Below are 18,924 nucleotides of genomic sequence, written 5' to 3' on the forward strand. Positions count from 1 at the left end.
CCCGTCGAGTATCGGCGGGTTGTTCCACGAATGCGGATGCCCGGTCGGTGGCCCGATCGGCTCCAAACCCGACCGCCCTCCGCGCGGCGCGCATCTGCGAATGCGCACGGCAGGAGGGACCCGCTCGCGGCGTGATCGCTCGAGCGAAGGCCGTGGTCCCGCGCCGAACCAGCCGCCCCCAGGCTGGTGCACCCGGGCGCCGTGCGACCCCCTTCGCCGCCTCCCGCCGCGCTCACAGAAGAGGCAAACATCCTGACCACCTTCCGAGAACTCGGGATCCTCCCCGAGACGGCCGAGGCCCTGGAAGCCGTCGGCATCACGTCCCCGTTCCCCATCCAGGAGATGACGCTTCCGGTCGCCCTCTCCGGCACCGACGTCATCGGCCAGGCCAAGACCGGCACCGGTAAGACGCTGGGCTTCGGCCTCCCCCTGCTGGAGCGCGTCATCGTCCCCGCGGACGTCGAGGCCGGCCGGGCCAAGCCCGAGCAGCTGTCCGACGCCCCGCAGGCGCTCGTGGTCGTCCCCACCCGCGAGCTGTGCCAGCAGGTGACCAACGACCTTCTGACCGCCGGTAAGGTCCGCGCCGTCCGCGTCGTGTCGATCTACGGCGGCCGCGCCTACGAACCGCAGGTCGAGGCCCTGAAGAAGGGCGTCGACGTGGTCGTCGGCACCCCGGGCCGGCTGCTGGACCTGGCGGGCCAGAAGAAGCTGCGGCTCTCCGCCGTCAAGGCGCTCGTCCTCGACGAGGCCGATGAGATGCTCGACCTGGGCTTCCTGCCCGACGTCGAGAAGATCATCCAGCTGCTGCCCGCCAAACGCCAGACGATGCTCTTCTCGGCCACCATGCCGGGCCAGGTCATCTCGCTGGCCCGGCGCTATATGTCGCAGCCCACGCACATCCGGGCCACCGCGCCGGACGACGAGGGCGCCACCGTGGCCAACATCACACAGCATGTCTTCCGCGCCCACTCCCTGGACAAGCCGGAGGTCGTGGCGCGCGTGCTGCAAGCCGAGGGCCGCGGCCTCGTGATGATCTTCTGCCGTACGAAGCGGACCGCCGCCGATATCGCCGATCAGCTCGCGCGCCGTGGGTTCGCCTCCGGCGCGGTCCATGGCGACCTCGGCCAGGGGGCCCGCGAGCAGGCGCTGCGCGCCTTCCGCAACGGCAAGGTCGACGTGCTGGTGTGCACCGACGTCGCCGCGCGCGGCATCGACGTCGAGGGCGTCACGCATGTGATCAACTACCAGTCGCCCGAGGACGAGAAGACCTATCTGCACCGCATCGGCCGTACGGGCCGCGCGGGCGCCTCGGGCACCGCCATCACGCTCGTCGACTGGGACGACATCCCGCGCTGGCAGCTGATCAACAAGGCGCTGGACCTGACGTTCAACGAGCCGGAGGAGACGTACTCCACCTCCGAGCACCTCTACGAGCTGCTGAGCATCCCCGAGGGCACCACCGGTGTGCTCCCGCGTGCCGAGCGCACCCGGGCCGGACTCGCCGCCGAGGAGATCGAGGACCTGGGCGAGACCGGGGGCCGGGCCGGCCGCGGCCGCCGGGCCGCCGCCCCGGCCAAGGAGGAGCGCCCCGCGCGCAACCGCCGGGTGCGGCGCCGCACCCGTGGCGGTCTGACCCTGGACGGCGAGGGTGCCCCGGAGGGGGCGACGGCGGCCGAGTCCGCCGCCGACACCGCCGAGGGCGCCACCGAGCCCCGTAGGCCCCGCCGACGCCGCCGTACGCGCGGCGGTCTGGCGCCGGCCGCCCCCGAGGCGGCCACGGCCGCCGTCGACACGGCGGAGGCGGCCCAGCCGGAGGCGGAGGCGGCAGACGCCCCCGCCAAGCCGCGCCGCCGCCGCACCCGGGGCGCCGCCAAGGCCGCCGAGTCGGCGACAGCGGCGGTCGAGACCGCCGAGGGCGCCACGGAGGAGTCCGCGAGCGCCATCGAGGCGGCGGAGACGGCCGTGGCGACGGCGGAGGCTCCGGAGACCGTGGAGGCCGTGGAGGCTCCCGCCAAGCCGCGCCGCCGCACCCGCGCCAAGGCAGCCGAGGCCACCGAGACCGTCGAGACGGCCGAAGGCACCACCGAGGCCCCTGACGCCGACGAAGCCGCCAAGCCGCGGCGCCGGACCCGCGCCAAGGCCGCCGAGGCGGCCCAGACCGCCGTGGAGACGGCCGAGGGTACGACGGAAGCCGCAGAGGCTCCCGCCAAGCCGCGCCGCCGTACGCGTGCCAAGGCGGCCGAGGCGGCCCAGACCGCCGTGGAAGCGGCCGAGGGCACGGCGGACGCGGTGAAGGCCGCCGGGACCGCCGAGGCGCTGCCGGAGGCCGCAGAGGCCCCCGCCAAGCCCCGCCGCCGCACCCGCACCAAGGCAGCCGAGGCCACCGAGACGGCCGAAGGCACCACGGAGGCCACCGACGCCGGTGAGGCCGCCAAGCCCCGGCGCCGCACCCGCGCCACCGCCAAGGCCGACACCGCCGACGCACAGCCTGAGGCGGAGGCCGCCGAGGCTCCCGCCAAGCCGCGCCGCACTCGCGCCAAGGCGGCCAAGGCCGAACCCGAGGCTGGGGCTGAGGCTGAGGCCGGGACCGGGGCCGACGAGGCCGCGCCCGCCAAGCCCCGGCGCCGGACCCGCGCCAAGGCGGCCGAGGCCGCCGAGGCCGCCGAGGCCGCGGTCGAGGGCTGACACGGCACCGCGTGACAGCACACGCCCAGGGGCCCGCACCGCGACACCGTGGTGTGGGCCCCTGGGTGTTCACGTGCCGTTTCCCACGAGCTGTATAGCCTCATCCCCATGAGCAGGCCGCCCTTCCTCACACTGCCCGCGAGCGCCCGCGCGTACCGTCTCCGCACCGCGCGCGGGGAGTTCGCCGTCCATGACGCGCGGCCCGCTTCGGCGGCGCGCGGGACCGTCCTGCTGGTCCCGGGGTTCACCGGGAGCAAGGAGGACTTCATCGCGCTGCTGGAGCCGCTCGCCGCGGCCGGCTTCCGGGCCGTCGCCGTCGACGGGCGCGGGCAGCACGAGAGTCCTGGCCCCCGTAAGGAGGCCGCGTACGCCCGGAACGAGCTGGCCCTGGACCTGCTCGCGCAGGCCACCGCCCTGAGCGCGGCGACCGAGGACCCCGTCCATCTGCTCGGGCATTCGCTCGGCGGGCTGATCTCACGGGCCGCCGTACTGCGCGACCCGGGGGCGTTCGCCTCACTGACGATCATGAGTTCCGGCCCGGCGGCCATCTCCTCCCCGCAGCGCGCCCGGATCAAGCTGCTGATCGACGCGCTGACCGTGATGGACATGGAGTCCGTATGGCAGGCGATGCGCGAGCTGGATCCGCCCGAGGCGGCCGACGAGGCGACACCGCCCGGGGTGGCGGAGTTCCTGCATCAGCGCTGGCTGGGGACCGTACCCGAGCAGCTGATCGTCACGGGGCGGCAGCTGTCAGAGGAGCCGGACCGGGTCGATGAGCTGGCGGCGCTGCGGCTGCGCACCCATGTGCTGTCCGGCGAGGCGGACTACGCCTGGCCGGTGCCGCTGATCGACGAGATGGCCGAACGGCTGGCCGCCCGCCGGACCGTGATCGAGGGCGCCGGGCACTCCCCCAACACCGAGCGGGCCCACCCCACCGCCGACGCCCTGGTCTCCTTCTGGCGCGACGTGGGCTGAACCCGAGGACGTCGCCGTCGTCGCCGAGCCGGAGGCGGATCGGAAGGCGCTCAGTACTGCGCCTGGAGATGCTCCCAGAACCCGTCCCGCAGGGCGCGCCGCAGATCGGCGTGGGCGCGCAGCGAGAGCCGCAGCAGCCCCTCCGCGTCGATCAGCAGCTCCTGGTCCACGGAGCCGGGCAGATAGGGGTGGCCCGGCAGCAGGTCCGCGAGGGTCTCCCGACCGCGTGAGGACAGCCACTGGGCGGCGATCTGCGCCCCGACGAAGCGCACCTCGTCCCGGGTCGGGGCGGGCCCGCACAGCGGCGCGTCGCCGTTCGGCTCGTAGCCGGTGGCCCGCCGGGTGACATACGGCTTACAGAAGTCGAGGTCGAAGGTGCGCTGGCTGTCGACCTCCCACAGCAGCGGCTCGGCCTGGTTGCGCCCGTCGAGGGCCTCGATGCCCCACAGGTGGACGCGGGCCCCGTAGCCCTGGGCCGCCTCGACGGCGGAGACCAGGTCCTCGTCGCCGCCGATCAGCACGGCGTCGCCGATGGCGCGGTGGCGGGCGAGGGACTCCAGGTCGGAGCGGATGAGCGAGTCGACGCCCTTCTGCTGGTTGTTGGCGTTGAGGTTGCCGAGCCGGACCTTGACGTCGGGCAGCTCCGCGATGCTCTGCTGCTCCGCTGTGTGGATCCGGCGCCGGGCGCCGTCGAACCAGTAGACGCGCAGCAGCCTGCTGTCCGGGAAGATCGTGCGCGCCTTGTCGATGAACGCCTCGATGAGCCCCTCGGCGTCCAGCTCGAACGCGCGGCGGTCCTCCGTGCCCGCGACGAGGCGGCCGGCGGCCGCGTAGACATACCCCGCGTCAACGAAGATCGCGTGGGTCGAGGGTGTGGTCGCGACCTCGGCGAGCACCCGCTGAAGCAGCTCGTTGGTGCGCTCGATGCCCGCGGCGATCGAGGCGAGGTCTGGTTGGCCCGGAGGCGTGGCTTCACTCATACGCGGTTCATTCTCCGGGCGGCCTCATGAGGGGCACAACCGGACCCCACCCCCGCCGCCGGAAGGTATTTAGGCTGCGAAAAATTTTTATTAGCGTAGGGAATGTTTTCGGGGGACGCCCTCGTTGAACAGGTACAGGAGGGCGCGGCAGCGACGCTGCGCGGCTCCGTACACATCAAGTTCTCCTTCAGGAGGATCAGACGAAGGGAGAAGCCTTGCGCTTCGAGATCATGCGCCTTGACGATGTCGATGGCACCGCCATCGAGAGCACCGTCGTAGACGCCGCCTCCGTCAACCGGATCGTGCAGCAGGCCGCCGCTATCGGCCAGCGCATCTACATCCGCCCAGCCGACACCGTAGCCCGGTAGTGCCGTAAGGCCCTACAGCCGCACAGAGCGTCGAGCGCCCCCGTACGCGACGGTACGGGGGCGCTCGTGGCATGTCAGGCCGTGTGGGCCACCTGGATGACACCGTTGATGATCTGCTGCACCGCGATGGCGGAGAGCATCATCCCGGACAGCCGGGTGACCAGCACCACTCCGCCTTCCTTGATCACGCGAATGATCAGCAGGGAGTAGCGCATGGTGAGCCAGAGCACGCCGTGCATGGCCGCGATCGCGCACCACACCGCCACCTGATCACCGACCCCATGGGCGTGCTGGACGGCGAGGATCACCGAGACGATCGCGCCCGGTCCCGCCAGCAGCGGCATGCCGAGCGGCACGAGCGCGACATTGACGTCCTTGGTCTGGGTCGGCTCGTCGTTCTTACCGGTCAGCAGATCGAGCGCGATCAGCAGAAGCAGCAGCCCGCCCGCGATCATCAGCGCGGGGACCGAGACATGCAGATAGTCGAGGATCTGCTGACCGCCGATGCCGAAGACGGCTATGACGCCGAAGGCGACGGCCGCCGCCTGGCCCGCCATCCTGCGCTGCACCTTGACCGGACGGCCCGAGGTCAGCCCGAGGAAGATGGGCGTGATGCCCGGCGGGTCCATGATCACGAAAAGGGTGAGAAAGAGGGATCCGAATACGGCGACGTCGAACACGGTGAATTGCCTTGCGAGGGACGAGTACGAGGACGAGCGGCGGTGCCGTGCCGATGCGGCACGGAAACGCGGGGCAGGCGCGGGAAGGGGCCGGGACGGGAAGAGCGAGAACGGACGGGGTCCGCTCAGCCGCCCGTGCCCGGCACCGGGAAGGCCCCGGTCGCCCGGCGCACGATCTCTCCGTAGACCTCGGGATCGGTCGTGTACTCACCGAGCCGACACGCCTTACGGCTGCCGTGGTAGTCGCTGGAGCCGGTGGTGAGCAGACCGAGCTCGGCGGCGAGACCGCGCAGCCGCTTACGGGTGTCCTCGCCATGGTCCATGTGGTCGACCTCGATGCCGTCCAGGCCCGCCGCCGCCAGCTCGCCGATCGCGCTCTCCGGGACGCACTGGCCCCGCTTGACGGCCAGCGGATGGGCGAAGACCGCGACCCCGCCGGCGCCCTTGACCAGCCGGATCGCCTCGAAGGGGTCCAGCTCGTGCTTCTCCACATGCGCGCGGCCGCCGTCGGCCAGCCAGTCCGGGGTGAAGGCGTCCGAGACGCTCTCCACGACGCCCAGCTCGACCAGCGCGGTGGCGATATGCGGCCGCCCCACGGCGCCGTCCCCGGCGATCTCCGCCACCCGATCCCAGGTGATCGGCACATCCAGCTCACGCAGCTTGGCGACCATCGCCTGGGCCCGGGGCACCCGGTCGTCGCGCACCAGCTCGCGCTCGCGCGACAGCTCGGGCTCGACCGGGTCGAAGAGGTACGCCAGCATGTGCAGGCTGACCCCGTTCAGACGGCAGGACAGCTCGGCGCCGGTGACCAGCGTCAGCCCGGCGGGCAGCGCCCGGGTCGCCTCCTCGTAGCCGCCTACGATGTCGTGGTCGGTGAGCGCGATGACGTCCAGACCCTCGGCGACGGCGTTGCGCACCAGCTCGGCGGGGGTGTCCGTACCGTCCGACGCAGTGGAGTGGGTGTGCAGATCGATGCGCACGGCACGGACTCCAAGCTGCGTTCGGGATGGACCTAGGTGATGCCCCAGCATAACCACGCCCGGACAGGCCGGTGTCAGCGCCCCCGGGCCCGCGCATCAGCCACCGGCAGCGGCGGAACTCCCAGTGCCAGAACACCGGCGGCTGAGCTCCAACGGTGAAACGCCGACGGCGAAAAGGGCTCAGGGCGTGAGCAGCCTCGGTGAGAGCGCCCCGCAGGGCACCAGGTCGACCTCGGCGCCCGCGTCCCGCAGATCGGTGAGCACCATCTCGTCGTACATCAGCAGCCCGGTCTGCTCGGGCCAGACGACCGCCCACAGCCACAGCCCGCACGCCTCGCCCGCGAAGACCGCGCGGTCGTCCGGGGTGCCCTCGACATGCCACAGCGGGGTGGGCCGCCCGGCGGCCAACACCTTGACGTGCGGCGGCTTGTCCACCCGCATCCCCGGCCCCGGGTCGGGCCCCGGGATGCCCGCGAAGCGCGCGCCGAGCCCGACGCCCAGCTCCTCGGCGATCAGCAGCAGCTCCCCCACGCCGCCCAGCGGCCCCGGGCCGGAACAGGCAACGGCGGTGGCGCGGCCGCCGCTGCGGTCGTCCCCGGCGCAGGCCACCCCCGTGAACAGCCAGCCCACGGGCAGCGGCCACGGCATCCATACGGGCACCCGGGCGCGGTTGGTGACCACCACGAGTGCTTCGACGCTCGGCGGAACGACCGGCTGGAGGGGGTGCACCGTGCCATGCACTCCGCACTGCCAGGAGTCGGCGAAGAGACCGGGCGCTCGCACCCGGCCACCGCACTTCGGGCAACTGGGTTCGCCCCTCATAGGGCCCCACGGTCCTCCCCGGTCGTCGTCGCGTCAAGGACGATCACCCGTCCGGAGGTCACTTCCCGCAAGAGTTCCCCACCGGTGCCCGGCTCTTGCGGGCCCGGCGGGTCCTCCCCGCGGACATACGGGTCTCAGCCCGTCAGCGGCACCCCGGAGCGCACCGGGTCGCGCAGATCCGTACCGTGCCGCAGCCAGCGGTCCTGGAGGGCGCCGGCGCCGTGCACCCGCTTCCACGCCGCCTCGTTCGCGGTCATCGGCAGCAGCGGCAGGAAGCGCACCGGCTCCATGGGCTCGAGCAGCTCCAAGTCCTCGACCAGGCCGCCCGGTTCGGCGACCAGGACGGTGGTGTAGGGCGCCCCGGGCCACAGCGGCCCGCCGAGGTCCAGCGACGCGCCGGGGGTCACCACGACCCCCTCGACCTGGGGCGAGGCGGCCAGTACGGCGAGCGGCCGGAGCACCTCGTCGAGGACGGAGAGGTCGGGGCCGCGGCCGCCGGCCCGTACGGTCAGCACCAGCTCGGCGCGCGGCCCGTGCAGGGGGTCGGCGACGGCGGCGGTCGGGCTGGTCATCGGATGGGCCGACATGCCGAGGGTGGCGTAGCGGATCACATCGCTGTCGTCCCGGAATCGCAGCACCTCGATGCGGTCCGTACCGACGAAGGTGACGGCGGCGCGGGCGTCCGGCTCGCCCAGCACGGTGATCAACCGGGCCTCGACCAGCTGAAGAACGTCTGACATGCGGTGAGCATAGATCGCGTATCGAACAGGCAAAGCGGGGACGTAACGGTTCTGCCGACTGATAGCCTTAACCCTTGCCCAGGGAGTTACACGTCGTCCCTCACGGGGGACCGGCCGGAGGAGGTGGGGCTGCGGTGGATCCTAGTCGACCGTGCAGTACCGACAGTTCTCCCGTCGTTTCCCCTTGGTATGCGACCGCATGATCTGAAGCCTTCCGTACCCCGCCCACCGGCGGTGAAACACGCGAAGCCAACTCGCATCCAGGGCATCTGACGGTAGAGCGCCTTCGTACCGCTTTGTTCAAGTTCCATGAACTGCCGTCAGTGCCATCGCACGGAGCGCCGCCCGCTTTGCGGACGTACGGGCATCGGATGTCGTACGTCCACCTTCCGGGCGCAGCGCTGCGCCGCGCGCCCGCCGCTGACGGCCGGCCCGTGAAGGAGCCCGTCATGTCGATGATCCGTGACCTGCGCGCAGCCGTCCGCCCCGCCCTGCGCCGTTCCCGTACCGCCAGCGACTACGACGCCACGCGTGACCCGTCGGTCACCAGCGCCGTGGTCGACTGCGCGGTCTACCGGGACGGCAAGCGGGTCAGTGACCATGTGAGCCCGGCGAAGGCCATGGAGCGGGTCCGCCAGGAGGGCGGGTTCGCCTGGATCGGGCTGCACGAGCCCACCGAGCGCGAGTTCGCGGGGATCGCCCAGGAGTTCGGGCTGCACCCGCTGGCCGTCGAGGACGCCGTGCAGGCCCATCAGCGACCCAAGCTGGAGCGGTACGACGAGACCCTCTTCACCGTCTTCAAGACCATCCACTACGTGGAGCACGCCGAACTCACCTCGACCAGCGAGGTGGTGGAGACCGGTGAGGTGATGTGCTTCACCGGCCGGAACTTCATCGTGACCGTGCGGCACGGCGGCCAGGGCTCGCTGCGCGCCCTGCGCCACCGGCTCCAGCAGGACCCGGAGCTGCTCACCAAGGGCCCCTCGGCGGTGCTGCACGCCATCGCCGACCAGGTCGTGGACGGCTATCTGGCGGTCGCCGACGCGGTCCAGGACGACATCGACGAGGTCGAGATCGACGTCTTCTCGGCCGCGACCTCCCGGCGGGGCGGCGACGCGGGCCGGATCTACCAGCTCAAGCGCGAGGTCCTGGAGTTCAAGCGGGCCGTCTCACCGCTGCTGCGGCCGATGCAGCTGCTGAGCGAGCGTCCGATGCGGCTGGTGGACCCGGACATCCAGAAGTACTTCCGGGATGTCGCGGACCATCTGGCGCGGGTCAACGAGCAGGTGCTGGCCTTCGACGACCTGCTGAACTCGATCCTCCAGGCCAATCTGGCGCAGGCGACGGTCGCGCAGAACGAGGACATGCGGAAGATCACGTCCTGGGCGGCGATCTTCGCCGTGCCCACGATGATCGCGGGGATCTACGGCATGAACTTCGACTACATGCCCGAGCTGCGCTGGAAGTTCGGCTACCCGACCGTGCTCGTCGTCACCGTGGGCATCTGCTTCGCGATCCATCGCGGCTTCAAGCGCAACGGCTGGCTGTAAGACCGCCCCCGCGGACGGACGGGCCCCTTACCGGGCGCGCGAAAGGGCCTCTCACCGGCCGGGTTCGCCCGAGGGCGAGGGGTTCTTCCCGTCCACCATGATGACCAGCGCGAGCCCGCCGAGGATCACCGCGAGCGCCGGATAGGCGGCCACGGGCGGCATCTGGCCCAGCCACAGGGCCGCGATCAGGGCCGCCCCCGGCGTCTCCAGCAGGATCGCGGTCGAGGTGACGGAGGGGCCGAGGCCCTTGACCACCCGGTTGATGAGGGTGTGCCCCAGCAGTTGCGCGGTGACCGTCAGCACGGCCAGCCGCAGCCAGGTGGTGCCGCCGTAGCCGCCGAGCTGCGCGCCCGCCACCAGGCAGGTCAGCAGCAGGAGCACGCTGGTGGTGGCGTAGCAGACGTAGGCGTACGCGGTGGTGCTCACCGAACGGCGCACCTCCGCGCCGAGCAGGACGTAACCGGCCGCCGCCACCCCGCCCAGCAGCGCGAGGGCGTCGCCCAGCAGGGCGCGCGGCGACGCGGACAGATCGACCCCGGTGAGGATCACCACACCGAGGATCGCAAGCCCCATGCCCAGCCAGGCGAGCGTGGGCGGGCGGTGGCCGCGCAGCCGCAGCAGCAGCGCCGTCCAGATGGGGGTCGTGGTCACCAGCGCGGTCGAGGAGGCGACGGAGGTCATGTGCAGGCTCGGCAGCCAGGCCCCGAAGTGCACCGCGAGCAGCGCGCCCGCCCCGGCCGACAGCAGCGCCGTCCGGCGGCCCATCCCGCGCAGCTCGCCCCGGTGGCGCCACAGCGCGAGCGGGGTGAGCGCGCCCACCGCCATGGCGTTGCGCCAGAAGGCGATGGCGAGCGCGGGCGCCGCCGTCGCGGCGGCCAGCGGCGCGGAGAGCGAGACACCCGCGATGGCGACCGTAAGGAGCGCGATGTCCGCGGGGACACCACCGTGGAGACGGCCACCGTCACCGGGTACGTCGGGGGTGGCGTTGCGGGCTGGGGTGCGGGCGGCACGGGCGGTGGGCACGCCGCCAGGGTAAGGCGCATGACCATGCGACGGAACTGACATTTCACGGGCTGGGACGGTGTGTGACTGGCCTAGGCTGTCGGCATGACGCAGACGCCGATGGACCGTGCCCTTGTCGAGGAGGCGGCCAAGAAGTCCGCCCTCATCTGGGTCCAGGGCACCGAAGGCGCCACGCGCGCCCTGTGGCACATCTGGCACGAGGGCGCGGTCTGTCTCGTCGGGGACGGGCCCGGGGAGCAGCCCCTCCAGGGCCTCGGGCTGGCCGACGGCGGAAGCGCCACGGTGACCGTGCGCAGCAAGGACAAGGGCGGGCGGCTGGTCAGCTGGCCCGCGCGGGTGGTCGAGCTGGCCCCGGGCGGCGAGGCGTGGACCGCGGCGGTCGACGAGCTCAAGGGCAAGCGGCTGAACGCGGCGGACGCCGACCGCATCCCGGAGCGCTGGGCGCGCGAATGCCGGGTGCTGCGGCTGGAGCCCACGGCCGGGGCGCTCGCCGAGCAGCCCACCGGCTCCCTGGCGGCGGCCCCGCCGCCGTCCCCGGCGATCACGCGCCGCCCGATCCCGGCGGCGCTCCCCAAGCTCCTCGTCCGCCGCAAGAAGCGCGCCCGTGGCGCCCGTAAGGACGCGTCCTGACCATCTGAACGTTCGTAAGGACGCGTCCTGGCTGTCCGAACGCCCGTAGGGAGCGCCTCAGAGCTGCCCGATGCCCGTAAGGACGCGCCTCAGCTGTCCGGGCGCGCCCCCGGAGGACGCGCCCTTCGGCCCCTTACGGACGCCCTCGCGGCTACGGCGTCTCCGGAATCTGCTGCCCGTAGTCGAGCACATGACCCTTCTCCGGGGCGGTGATCTTGAAGCTGTCGTTCCAGTGCGCGAGCCGGATCACCCCCGCGCCGCCCGCCCGCTGGAGCCGCAGCGGATACGGCCGGCCCTCCAGGGAGACATCGAGCGCGCCGCCGTCCCCGGACGTGCCGACGCTGATGCGGATCGTCCGTACGCCGTCCACCTGGCCGTGGTCCCCCGTGGCGATCTTGCCGTGCAGGCCGAGCAACCCGTCGAGCAGCAGCTTCATATCGGTGAAACCGCTGAGCCGCTGGTAGGAGGGGTCACCGGAGGGGACCTTCACATACTTGTTGTCCAGCTTGCCGGCCGCGTGCTCCGCACCACCGCCTCCGCCGCTCTCGCCGTCGTGCGACCAGAAGCCCGCGTCGGCCTTCAGGTAGAGCTCCTTGTCGACCCGCAACAGCTCGAAGCTGGAGCCCTTGGTGGAGACCTGGCCCGTGCCGCCGTCGGCGTTGAGCCGCATGTCCAGCTTGTAGGTGGCTCCCTTGGTGACGAGAGTGCCGGAGAGCCGCACCGAATTCGCGCTGACGGCCGCCTGACGGGCTCTGCTCTCGATCTTCGTGGCGGGGAGCTTTCCCACGCCGTTCGTCCCCGCGTCGGGGTCTTTCTCCCCGCCTCCGCCACACGCGGCGAGCGTGGCGGCCAACCCCGCGCACATCGCCGCAACGACCGCCCTGTTCCAGGTGCGCACGTCCGCTCTGCCTCCTGATGCCGGTGCAGTAGGGCAGCGTACCGGTGCCGCCCCGCCGTGTCCGCAGGGTGCCGTACCGCCCTCGCCCGGCGGCAGGGCAGGTGCGGGCACGTTAGCCTGAACCCGGTGAAGAGCGGATCATTACCTTGAATGCCCACAAAACCCCACATACGAGGGGAGGCAGGGCATGCCGGCAGGCAACCCCCGGGTCTTCGTCTCGCATCTCGCGGGCGTCGCCGTCTTCGACCCGAACGGCGACCAAGTGGGGCGGGTGCGCGATGTCGTGGCGATGCTGCGGCTGGCCGGCCGCCCGCCGCGGCTGCTCGGCCTGGTGGTCGAGGTGATCGGCCGCCGCCGGATCTTCCTCCCCATGACCCGCGTGACCGGTGTGGAGTCCGGACAGGTCATCACCACCGGTGTGCTCAACATGCGCCGCTTCGAACAGCGCCCCACCGAGACCCTGGTCCTCGGCGAACTCCTGGACCGCACGGTGCGGCTGGTCGAGACCGGCGAGCCGGTGACGGTCCTGGACGTGGCGATGACCCAGCTGCCCCAGCGCCGGGAGTGGGAGATCGACAAGGTCTTCGTACGCCGCGGCAGGCCCCGCGCACTGCGCCGCCGCGGCGAGGCGCTGACCGTGGACTGGTCGGCGGTCACCGGCTTCTCGCTGGAGGAGCAGGGGCAGGGCGCGGAGAACCTGCTGGCCACCTTCGAGCAGCTGCGCCCCGCCGACCTGGCCAATGTGCTGCACCATCTGTCCTCCAAGCGCCGGGGCGAGGTGGCGGCGGCCCTGGACGACGAGCGGCTCGCGGACGTCCTGGAGGAGCTGCCCGACGACGACCAGGTGGAGATTCTCGGCAAGCTCAAGGAGGAGCGCGCGGCGGACGTCCTGGAGGCCATGGACCCCGATGACGCGGCGGATCTGCTCTCCGAGCTCCCCGAGCCCGACAAGGAGCGGCTGCTGGCCCTGATGCGCCCGCGCGACGCGGCGGACATGCGGCGGCTGATGTCGTACGAGGAGGGGTCGGCGGGCGGTCTGATGACGACCGAGCCGATCGTGCTGCGCCCGGACGCCACCGTCGCGGACGCGCTCGCCCGGGTGCGCGACCAGGACCTGACCCCCGCGCTCGCCGCCCAGGTCTATGTGTGCCGCCCGCCCGACCAGACGCCCACCGGCCGCTATCTGGGCACCATCCACTTCCAACGGCTGCTGCGCGACGCGCCGTTCACCCTGGTCGGCGCGTCCGTGGACGCCGATCTGCCGACGCTGCCGCCGGATACCCCGCTGCCCGTCGTCGCCGGCCATCTGGCCACCTACAACCTGCTCGCGGCGCCCGTCGTGGACGAGACCGGCTCCCTGCTCGGCGCGGTGACGGTCGACGACGTCCTGGACCACATGCTGCCGTCCGACTGGCGGGAGCGCGAGCTGCACGCCGGGATGGCCCTGCCGGAGGCCGCGGATGGACGGTGAGCGCGGCCGTCTGGACCGGCCCAAGGAGCGGCGCCGCAGCCCGCTGCCGCGCTGGGACCCCGAGGCGTTCGGCAAGGCGTCGGAGCGGATCGCGCGGTTCCTGGGCACCGGCCGGTTCATCGCCTGGATGACGGTCTTCGTCGCCGTATGGCTGATCTGGAACACCCTGGCGCCGGCGCGGCTGCGGTTCGACCCCTTCCCGTTCATCTTCCTGACGCTGATGCTCTCGCTCCAGGCGTCCTACTCCGCCCCGCTGATCCTGCTGGCCCAGTACCGGCAGGCCGACCGCGACCGCGTCAACCTCGAACAGGACCGCAAGCAGAACGAACGGTCCATCGCCGACACCGAATTCCTCACCCGGGAGATCGCGGCGCTGCGGACGGGCCTGGGCGAGGTCGCTACCCGCGACTGGCTCCGCGACCAGCTGGCGGACCTGCGCCGGGAGCCGGACGGCGGGCGGCCCGCCGCGCGGCCGATCGGCCACGGCGAACCCCGGCCGGGTGAGGAACGCGACCGCTGACGGCCGTCCGCACCCCACCCACGGCGCCGTACCATCTTCGTATGGCTACCGACACCCTCCCAGCGCCGAGCGAAGACGCGGTGCGCGCCGCGCTCGCGACGGTCAACGACCCGGAGATCCACAAGCCGATCACCGACCTCGGCATGGTCAAATCCGTCGAGATCGCGGCGGATGGCTCGGTCGCCGTGGTGGTCTACCTCACGGTCTCCGGCTGTCCGATGCGGGACACGATCACCAGCAGCGTGCGGACGGCGGTCGCCGGGGTCGAGGGTGTGACCGGTGTCATGGTCGACCTCGAGGTGATGAGCGACGAGCAGCGGCGTGAGCTGGCCGCCTCGCTCCGCGGCGGCCAGGCCGAGCGCGAGGTGCCCTTCGCCAAGCCCGGCTCGCTGACCCGGGTCTACGCGGTGGCCTCCGGCAAGGGCGGGGTCGGCAAGTCCTCGGTGACGGTCAACCTGGCCGCCGCGATGGCCGCGGACGGGCTGAAGGTCGGCGTGGTGGACGCCGACATCTACGGCCACTCGGTGCCCCGCATGCTGGGCGCGGACGGCCGTCCCACCCAGGTCGAGAACATGATCATGCCGCCGTCGGCGAACGGTGTGAAGGTGATCTCGATCGGGATGTTCACCCCGGGGAACGCCCCGGTGGTCTGGCGCGGGCCGATGCTGCACCGCGCGCTCCAGCAGTTCCTGGCCGATGTCTACTGGGGCGACCTCGATGTGCTGCTGCTCGACCTCCCCCCGGGCACCGGAGATATCGCGATCTCCGTCGCCCAGCTGGTCCCCAACGCCGAGATCCTGGTGGTGACCACACCGCAGCAGGCCGCCGCCGAGGTCGCCGAGCGGGCCGGTGCGATCGCCGTCCAGACCCATCAGAAGATCGTCGGCGTGGTGGAGAACATGTCCGGGCTGCCCTGCCCGCACTGCGACGAGATGGTCGACGTCTTCGGCACCGGCGGTGGCCAGATGGTCGCCGACGGGCTCAGCCGGACCACCGGCACGACGGTGCCGGTGCTGGGCGCCATCCCGATCGACGTACGGCTGCGCGAGGGCGGCGACGAGGGGAAGCCGGTCGTGCTGACCGACCCCGACTCCCCGGCGGGCAGCGCGCTCAAGGCGATCGCGGGCAAGATCGGCGGACGTCAGCGCGGCCTGGCGGGCATGTCGCTGGGCGTCACCCCGCGCAACAAGTTCTGAGCGAGCTCGGCCACGGCCTATGGCTCGGGGGCGGTTTCCCGCGGAAACCGCCCCCGAGCCATAGGCGTACGCACTACCCGTCGTAGCGGTTGATGTCCTTGACCACCGCGAAGCCCAGACCGTAGGCGCTCATCCCGCGCCCGTACGCGCCGATGTGCACGTCCTCGCCCGCCGTACCGGCCAGCACCCAGCCGTACTCCGACTCGCGGTAGTGGAAGTCGGTCGGCACCCCGTCCACCGGGAGCGACAGCTGCGACCAGTTCTCGCCCGCCAGGTCGTCCGCCAGCTCCCAGGCGATCGCGGTCTGCTGGTCCAGCCAGTCCTGGCGCAGCGCCCGCTCCATCCGGGTCGGCCAGGTGCACGACAACAGACCGGAGCCGGCCAGCCAGGCGGCCGAGGAGACCGAGGTGGCCTCCAGCTTGCCGGTGCCGTCGGCGCTGTCCCGCCCGGGGCGGCTGGCAACGGTGACGACCACCGTGAAGCGCTGCTGATCCATGTCGGTCTCGACGCGCAGCGACGGCTCCTCGCCATGACCGGTCGAGCCGTACTCGACGATGCCGTCGGCGGCCGCACCCACCTGCATCAGCCAGCGGGGGCCGGTGAACGCCTCGTCAAGCCCGTACCAGGGGAAGGCGGCCATCAGATAGCCGTCGACACTCCGCCGGGCGTCGGCGGGCAGCCCCTGCGCGGTCGCCGCCACCCCTCGTTCCCCTAGCCGACCCGTGGTCTCCATGTGTGCGCGGCCTCCTCGTTGCCCTGCGTCGTGGGCGGCCCGCCCCCCTCGGGCGACCCTCACCCCGGACAAAGGGAGGATAGCCATACGGGTCAACCAGGCCGGGCATACGGGGGGATCAAGTGGCGTCGGAGTCGAAAGGCGGACGCTCGTCGCGCTGCGGCTCCTCACGCTTGCGAAGCAGGTCAGGCGTGTTGGAGTCGCCCTTCGAGAGGGATGGCGGGGTGGTGCCGGAAGCCCCTGAAGAGCCCTGTTGCGGATCACTCTCCCGGCCGTGCACCGCGTCGGCGACCTCCGCCATCTCCTTGCGGAGGTCGAAGCCGTTACGGATCTCCTTCAGGCCGAGCTCATCGGAGTCCAGCACGTGCTTGCGCACGAACGTCTTGGGGTTGAGGTCCTCGAACTCGAAGTCCTTGAACTCCGGCCCCAGCTCGGAACGGATGTCCTCTTTGGCGCTGTCGGAGAACTCCCGGATCTTCCGGATGAAATGCGTCACATCCCGAATCACCTTCGGGAGCTTGTCCGGGCCGAAGACGAGCACCGCAAGGACAACGAGCGCGACAAGCTCGAGAGGTCCTATGTCCAACACCTTGCAGCTCCTCAAGACGTCTGGGGCCCCGGCCTGGGCCACTCAACACCGTACCTGGCGGCGGGGTCGGCAGGGGAGACGCCCGGCCAACAACGGGGGTCGGCGGCCTGAGTCGGCACCGCCCGAGTGGGCGGCGGATCAGCCGGTGACGGCTCGAGCGGCGCACCGACTCAGCCGCCGGATCGGCCGCCGCCGGATCAGCCGCTGCCGGCCGAGCCCAGGGTCAGCTCCGCGGCGCGCTCCTTGCCGTCGCGCTCGACGGAGAGCCGGAGCCGGTCCCCGGGGCGGTGGCTGCGGATCTTCACGATCAGCTCCTGTCCGCTGTGCACCCGGACGCCGTCCACCTCCGTGATCACATCACCTGGTACGATCCCCGCCTTGTCCCCGGGGCCGCCCGAGGTGACCGGCGCGCCGCCGCCGGCGCCCTCGGTGTTCACCCGGGCGCCGTCGCCCGTATAGCCCATGTCGAGGGTGACGCCGATCACCGGATGGGTGGCCTTCCCGGTGTTGATCAGCTCCTCGGCGACCCGCTTGCCCTGGTTGATCGGGATGGCGAAGCCCAGGCCGATGCTGCCGCCCTGGCCGCCGCCGAGGCCCGAACCCTCGTCGGCCGCCCGGATCGCGCTGTTGATCCCGATGACCCGCCCCTTGCGGTCGACCAGGGGGCCACCGGAGTTACCCGGGTTGATCGGGGCGTCGGTCTGCAACGCGTCCACATAGCTGACGTCGCTGCCGTCCTCCTTCTCACCGCCCGCCGTGATGGGGCGCTCCTTGGCACTGATGATCCCGGCGGTCACCGTGCCCGCCAGGTCGAAGGGGGCGCCGATGGCCACGACGGGGTCGCCGACGGCCACGGAGTCGGAGTTGCCCAGCGGCAGCGGGGTGAGCCCGGAGACGCGGTCGACCTTGATCACCGCCAGGTCGTATCCGGTGTCACGGCCGATGACCTTGGCGTCGGCGTCCTGGCCGCTGTTGAACGTCACCGATATGTCGCCGTCCGTGCCCGCGGGCTGGACGACGTGGTTGTTGGTGAGGATGTGGCCCTGCTTGTCGAGGACGAAGCCGGTGCCGGTGCCCTCCTCCGAGCTGCCGCGCACATGGATGGTCACCACACCGGGCAGCGAGCGGGCGGCGATCCCGGCGACGCTGCCCGGGGATCTGGCCTCCTTCTCCACCGGGGCCTGCGGGAGCTTCACATCGACGCCCCCGGAGACGCTGTCCCGCTCCGCGTAGGCGCCGATACCGCCGCCGATGCACCCCGCGACCAGGGCGATCAGCAGTACGGCGAGCCAGGCGCCGCGGCGGGAGACCGTCTTCCGCTCGGCGGGCGGCGGGGCGGCCACGGTCCAGGGGTCGTAGCCACCCCACTGGGTGGTGGGGGCGGTCCGGGCGGCCATCGGGGGCTGGTGGCCCTGATGGGGCTCTCCGGTCACCGGAGGAACCTGTGTGCCGTGCGGCGGGGTCATCCCGGGGTGCGGCATCGGCGGGGGCGCGCTCTGCCCCGGTACGGGCCCCGCGGCGGGCGGCAGGGTGGTGCCGTGGGGCGGGGTCATCCCGGGGTGCGGCATCGGCGGGGGCGCGCTCTGCCCCGGTACGGGCCCCGCGGCGGGCGGCAGGGTGGTGCCGTGGGGCGGGGTCATCCCGGGCGCCTGAGGCGGCGCCTGGGGCGGCGCCTGGGCCATCCCGGGCGGGACATGCGTGCCCTGGGCGGGGGTCGCCACCGGGTGCTGAACGGGCGGGGCCGGGGCCCAGGGCCCGGGGTCGCCGTAGGGCGGGGTGCTGTACGGATCGGGCTCGTGCAACGGCCGGGGCGCCCGTTCCTCGGGGACCCGCTCCTCCCTGGGGGCGTCCACCGGCTCCGGCGGCGCCTGGTCGGCGGCCGCCTCCGTACGCTTCTCGGCGGCCGGGCGGCTCCACCACTTCGGCTTCGGCCCAGGGGCCTTCGGCTCGTCCATGATCTCCCTTTACTGAGGGTTCGCCTCCGGGGCGCTTCAGCCTCCCCCAGCTACCGCTGGGAGGTGCCCCCTGTCGACGGTCGACCGTGCTCGGGCCCTCGTTCCCGGGCCCTCCGCGCGCTTTCCCTT

At 72.2% G+C, this 18,924-nt stretch carries 17 protein-coding genes and 1 pseudogene; 8 read left to right on the forward strand and 10 right to left on the reverse strand.

All coding sequences use genetic code 11. The features are described 5' to 3' along the window. The first annotated feature begins 152 nt into the window (after nucleotides 1-152). A pseudogene (locus tag NQU54_RS31380) lies at nucleotides 153-2,797 on the forward strand (DEAD/DEAH box helicase). After that, complete coding sequence (locus NQU54_RS31385; RefSeq protein WP_069864292.1) at nucleotides 2,794-3,660, forward strand: alpha/beta fold hydrolase; 867 nt, start codon at nucleotides 2,794-2,796, stop codon at nucleotides 3,658-3,660. Before NQU54_RS31380 ends, NQU54_RS31385 begins: the two are co-directional and overlap by 4 nt. Before the next feature lie 50 nt (nucleotides 3,661-3,710). Here the strand turns inward: NQU54_RS31385 and NQU54_RS31390 are convergent, their stop codons facing one another. After that, on the reverse strand, nucleotides 3,711-4,640 hold the full coding sequence (locus NQU54_RS31390; RefSeq protein ID WP_069864294.1) for an NYN domain-containing protein: 930 nt from the start codon (nucleotides 4,638-4,640) through the stop codon (nucleotides 3,711-3,713). 215 nt (nucleotides 4,641-4,855) lie between these two features. Here NQU54_RS31390 and NQU54_RS31395 point away from each other — a divergent pair, with 215 nt between their 5' ends. Continuing rightward, entirely contained in the window at nucleotides 4,856-5,008 is a 153-nt protein-coding gene (locus NQU54_RS31395) for a DUF8834 family protein (protein WP_087684286.1), read from the forward strand. A gap of 74 nt (nucleotides 5,009-5,082) precedes the next feature. Here the strand turns inward: NQU54_RS31395 and NQU54_RS31400 are convergent, their stop codons facing one another. The 4 genes from NQU54_RS31400 to NQU54_RS31415 form a co-directional block, all read right to left on the reverse strand. Beyond that, nucleotides 5,083-5,688: a MarC family protein gene (locus NQU54_RS31400; RefSeq protein WP_069864296.1), complete on the reverse strand. Its 606-nt coding sequence runs from the start codon at nucleotides 5,686-5,688 to the stop codon at nucleotides 5,083-5,085. Nucleotides 5,689-5,813: 125 nt separating this feature from the next. Further along, entirely contained in the window at nucleotides 5,814-6,668 is an 855-nt protein-coding gene (locus tag NQU54_RS31405; RefSeq protein WP_257633978.1) for a PHP domain-containing protein, read from the reverse strand. 180 nt (nucleotides 6,669-6,848) lie between these two features. Continuing rightward, a complete protein-coding gene (locus NQU54_RS31410; RefSeq protein ID WP_069864300.1) occupies nucleotides 6,849-7,490 on the reverse strand; it encodes a DUF6758 family protein in 642 nt (213 codons plus the stop codon). Nucleotides 7,491-7,624: 134 nt separating this feature from the next. After that, entirely contained in the window at nucleotides 7,625-8,230 is a 606-nt protein-coding gene (locus NQU54_RS31415; RefSeq protein ID WP_257633979.1) for a suppressor of fused domain protein, read from the reverse strand. Nucleotides 8,231-8,679: 449 nt separating this feature from the next. On the opposite strand from NQU54_RS31415, the gene NQU54_RS31420 reads away from it, so the two are divergent. After that, nucleotides 8,680-9,780, forward strand: a complete 1,101-nt coding sequence (locus tag NQU54_RS31420; RefSeq protein WP_257633980.1) for a magnesium and cobalt transport protein CorA — start codon at nucleotides 8,680-8,682, stop codon at nucleotides 9,778-9,780. A 51-nt stretch (nucleotides 9,781-9,831) separates the two neighbouring features. Here NQU54_RS31420 and NQU54_RS31425 read toward each other — a convergent pair whose 3' ends face one another. Further along, the gene (locus NQU54_RS31425; RefSeq protein ID WP_306279252.1) at nucleotides 9,832-10,845 is read right to left on the reverse strand and encodes a DMT family transporter; all 1,014 of its coding nucleotides are present in this window, start codon (nucleotides 10,843-10,845) and stop codon (nucleotides 9,832-9,834) included. 42 nt (nucleotides 10,846-10,887) lie between these two features. Here NQU54_RS31425 and NQU54_RS31430 point away from each other — a divergent pair, with 42 nt between their 5' ends. After that, the gene (locus tag NQU54_RS31430) at nucleotides 10,888-11,433 is read left to right on the forward strand and encodes a hypothetical protein (protein WP_257633982.1); all 546 of its coding nucleotides are present in this window, start codon (nucleotides 10,888-10,890) and stop codon (nucleotides 11,431-11,433) included. 151 nt (nucleotides 11,434-11,584) lie between these two features. Here NQU54_RS31430 and NQU54_RS31435 read toward each other — a convergent pair whose 3' ends face one another. Beyond that, complete coding sequence (locus NQU54_RS31435) at nucleotides 11,585-12,331, reverse strand: hypothetical protein (protein WP_257633983.1); 747 nt, start codon at nucleotides 12,329-12,331, stop codon at nucleotides 11,585-11,587. A gap of 187 nt (nucleotides 12,332-12,518) precedes the next feature. Here NQU54_RS31435 and NQU54_RS31440 point away from each other — a divergent pair, with 187 nt between their 5' ends. The 3 genes from NQU54_RS31440 to NQU54_RS31450 are packed head-to-tail and all read left to right on the forward strand — an operon-like array spanning nucleotide 12,519 to nucleotide 15,518. Beyond that, a complete protein-coding gene (locus tag NQU54_RS31440) occupies nucleotides 12,519-13,802 on the forward strand; it encodes a magnesium transporter MgtE N-terminal domain-containing protein (protein ID WP_257633984.1) in 1,284 nt (427 codons plus the stop codon). Continuing rightward, the gene (locus NQU54_RS31445) at nucleotides 13,792-14,322 is read left to right on the forward strand and encodes a DUF1003 domain-containing protein (protein ID WP_257633985.1); all 531 of its coding nucleotides are present in this window, start codon (nucleotides 13,792-13,794) and stop codon (nucleotides 14,320-14,322) included. The genes NQU54_RS31440 and NQU54_RS31445 overlap by 11 nt, the downstream gene beginning before the upstream one ends. 41 nt (nucleotides 14,323-14,363) lie before the next feature. After that, nucleotides 14,364-15,518, forward strand: a complete 1,155-nt coding sequence (locus NQU54_RS31450) for an Mrp/NBP35 family ATP-binding protein (protein WP_257633986.1) — start codon at nucleotides 14,364-14,366, stop codon at nucleotides 15,516-15,518. Nucleotides 15,519-15,591: 73 nt separating this feature from the next. Here the strand turns inward: NQU54_RS31450 and NQU54_RS31455 are convergent, their stop codons facing one another. The 3 genes from NQU54_RS31455 to NQU54_RS31465 form a co-directional block, all read right to left on the reverse strand. Further along, nucleotides 15,592-16,251 carry a hypothetical protein gene (locus NQU54_RS31455; protein ID WP_257633987.1) on the reverse strand — a complete coding sequence of 220 codons (660 nt, stop codon included), beginning with the start codon at nucleotides 16,249-16,251 and terminating at the stop codon, nucleotides 15,592-15,594. A 118-nt stretch (nucleotides 16,252-16,369) separates the two neighbouring features. Further along, nucleotides 16,370-16,840, reverse strand: coding sequence for a sec-independent translocase (locus NQU54_RS31460; RefSeq protein ID WP_372506099.1), 471 nt, complete (start codon nucleotides 16,838-16,840; stop codon nucleotides 16,370-16,372). Nucleotides 16,841-17,037: 197 nt separating this feature from the next. Next, on the reverse strand, nucleotides 17,038-18,795 hold the full coding sequence (locus NQU54_RS31465) for a S1C family serine protease (RefSeq protein ID WP_257633989.1): 1,758 nt from the start codon (nucleotides 18,793-18,795) through the stop codon (nucleotides 17,038-17,040). Nucleotides 18,796-18,924 lie beyond the last annotated feature (129 nt).

It is taken from the genome of Streptomyces malaysiensis subsp. samsunensis, from assembly GCF_024519315.1.
Classification (GTDB): domain Bacteria; phylum Actinomycetota; class Actinomycetes; order Streptomycetales; family Streptomycetaceae; genus Streptomyces; species Streptomyces malaysiensis.

Coding starts and splice junctions, on each gene's coding strand:
- NQU54_RS31440 (WP_257633984.1), top strand. CDS start 12,519: ATGCCGGCAGGCAACCCCCGGGTCTTCGTCTCGCATCTCGCGGGCGTC.
- NQU54_RS31390 (WP_069864294.1), bottom strand. CDS start 4,640: ATGAGTGAAGCCACGCCTCCGGGCCAACCAGACCTCGCCTCGATCGCC.
- NQU54_RS31445 (WP_257633985.1), top strand. CDS start 13,792: ATGGACGGTGAGCGCGGCCGTCTGGACCGGCCCAAGGAGCGGCGCCGC.
- NQU54_RS31455 (WP_257633987.1), bottom strand. CDS start 16,251: ATGGAGACCACGGGTCGGCTAGGGGAACGAGGGGTGGCGGCGACCGCG.
- NQU54_RS31430 (WP_257633982.1), top strand. CDS start 10,888: ATGACGCAGACGCCGATGGACCGTGCCCTTGTCGAGGAGGCGGCCAAG.
- NQU54_RS31385 (WP_069864292.1), top strand. CDS start 2,794: ATGAGCAGGCCGCCCTTCCTCACACTGCCCGCGAGCGCCCGCGCGTAC.
- NQU54_RS31415 (WP_257633979.1), bottom strand. CDS start 8,230: ATGTCAGACGTTCTTCAGCTGGTCGAGGCCCGGTTGATCACCGTGCTG.
- NQU54_RS31425 (WP_306279252.1), bottom strand. CDS start 10,845: ATGTCAGTTCCGTCGCATGGTCATGCGCCTTACCCTGGCGGCGTGCCC.
- NQU54_RS31465 (WP_257633989.1), bottom strand. CDS start 18,795: ATGGACGAGCCGAAGGCCCCTGGGCCGAAGCCGAAGTGGTGGAGCCGC.
- NQU54_RS31410 (WP_069864300.1), bottom strand. CDS start 7,490: ATGAGGGGCGAACCCAGTTGCCCGAAGTGCGGTGGCCGGGTGCGAGCG.
- NQU54_RS31420 (WP_257633980.1), top strand. CDS start 8,680: ATGTCGATGATCCGTGACCTGCGCGCAGCCGTCCGCCCCGCCCTGCGC.
- NQU54_RS31450 (WP_257633986.1), top strand. CDS start 14,364: ATGGCTACCGACACCCTCCCAGCGCCGAGCGAAGACGCGGTGCGCGCC.